The 1,791-nt window shown below is 31.0% G+C and carries 2 protein-coding genes; one reads left to right on the forward strand and one right to left on the reverse strand.

Annotation, left to right across the window (positions count from 1 at the left end):
* Positions 1-155: 155 nt before the first annotated feature.
* A complete protein-coding gene (locus J5G60_RS18160; RefSeq protein WP_150357179.1) occupies positions 156-983 on the forward strand; it encodes a carbon-nitrogen hydrolase family protein in 828 nt (275 codons plus the stop codon).
* Positions 984-1,091: 108 nt separating this feature from the next.
* On the opposite strand, the gene yedF is transcribed toward J5G60_RS18160, so the two are convergent.
* Positions 1,092-1,673 (reverse strand): sulfurtransferase-like selenium metabolism protein YedF, encoded by a 582-nt coding sequence (yedF, locus tag J5G60_RS18165; protein ID WP_150357178.1) that lies wholly within the window; start codon positions 1,671-1,673, stop codon positions 1,092-1,094.
* Positions 1,674-1,791 lie beyond the last annotated feature (118 nt).

Genomic DNA, 1,791 nt, shown 5'->3' on the forward strand with positions numbered 1-1,791 from the left:
CTTTTAAGCAATAGATTTTATATTATATACATTGAACTTAATCTAAAATTATGTATTAACTATTAATTTTTTACCAAACATTGAATAGTTTAGGACAATAAATTATAATTATATGTAATTGAATACAGCCCAGGAATATTGGAGGTGCTTTGATAATGAAAATAGGCTTGTGCCAGATGATGGTTTCAAAGTCAAGTAAAAAGGATAATTTAAAAAGAGCTCAATATATGATTCATGAAGCAGTGCACAGAGGGGCTGAGATAGTAGCTCTGCCCGAAATTTTTAACTGCTATTATAATCTCAAATATTTTAGAGAATATGCAGAAAGTTCCAGTAATTATGGTGAGACTTTAAATATGTTATCTTCTACAGCAAGGGAACTTGGAATATATTTAATAGGAGGATCTATACCTGAAATTGATGAAAAAGATAATCTATATAATACCTCCTTTATTTTCGATGAAAGTGGGAAATTAGCTGAAAAGTATAGAAAAATACACTTGTTTGATGTGAATATACAGGGCAAGATAAATTTTAAGGAATCCGATATTTTAACTCCAGGAAATAGAATGCCGGTGATAGATACAAGGTGGGGGAAAATAGGTGTAATTATTTGCTTTGATATAAGATTTTCAGAACTTGTAAGGATTATGGCACTTAAGGGTGCAAAAATTATATTTGTTCCTGCAGTTTTTAATATGACTACAGGCCCTGATCACTGGGAGACTTTATTTAGAAGCAGAGCTATGGACAACCAACTTTATATGGTGGGTATATCTCCAGCAAGAAACATGAATTATTCCTATGTTGCTTATGGAAAATCTCTTGTAGCAGATCCCTGGGGAAAAATAATAAATATATTAGATGAAAAAGAGGGAATACTAATATCAGAATTGAATTTAGATTATATAGAGAAGGTTAGAAGTTCTCTGCCTATTTTAAAAAATGTAAGGAAAGATATATACAGAAATTTATTGTTGTAAATTTTTAGGTTCAGATGGAGTCTGATTATGAAAAATGATTTCATCCACCTGAACCTCAGAAAAGTTTATCAAGACGTTACAATCAAATATTAAAATAAAGATGCGTTATTACAATTTTATGGTGTTGTCCGAGGAATTCATTTTTTCAACTATGCTGTACATATTAGTTATTTCACCTACAACAAGTTTTTCCTTTAAGCCATAGAAGTCAAGACAAGTTCCGCAACTATAAATATGTACTCCTTTTTCTTCTAATACTTTTAAATTATCTATGGAATCAGAACCTTCTGTGGTCAATTTGACTCCTCCATTTAAAAATATTAAATCAGTTGGTAAATTGTTGCTTTCAGTCAATGCATACAAATAGCTCTTTATTAAAATTGCTCCAAGTTTGTCATCGCCAAGCCCCAGTTTATCATTGGATATGACTATAGTTAGCTTTCTATCATCGAAATTCATTGGTTGACAGCTATCTGCATTCTTTGTAATAGTTATATAATATAGATTGTCTTTTTGTTTTGCCTCGCTGACAAAACCATTACTCTTTGCGAATTTTAACAGATTACTTTTAGAAACGTCGTTGTCTACAATGACAGTAGCAGTTCCTTCTTTTATTGAATCAAAATACTTTTTGGTGTTTATCACCGGTTGAGGACACTGTAAACCCTTGCAGTCTATTATATGTTCCATTAACGTACCACCTTTCAGAATTTATATTATTAGAAATTAAAATTTGCTCAAATAAATTATAGCATAGGGTAAATACCTTTCTCTTATACACATATGACGCTGCCGACGAAGCTAGAAT

Source organism: Clostridium sp. HV4-5-A1G (assembly GCF_900184915.1).
In the GTDB taxonomy this organism is placed as follows: Bacteria; Bacillota; Clostridia; order Clostridiales; family Clostridiaceae; genus Clostridium_B; species Clostridium_B aromativorans.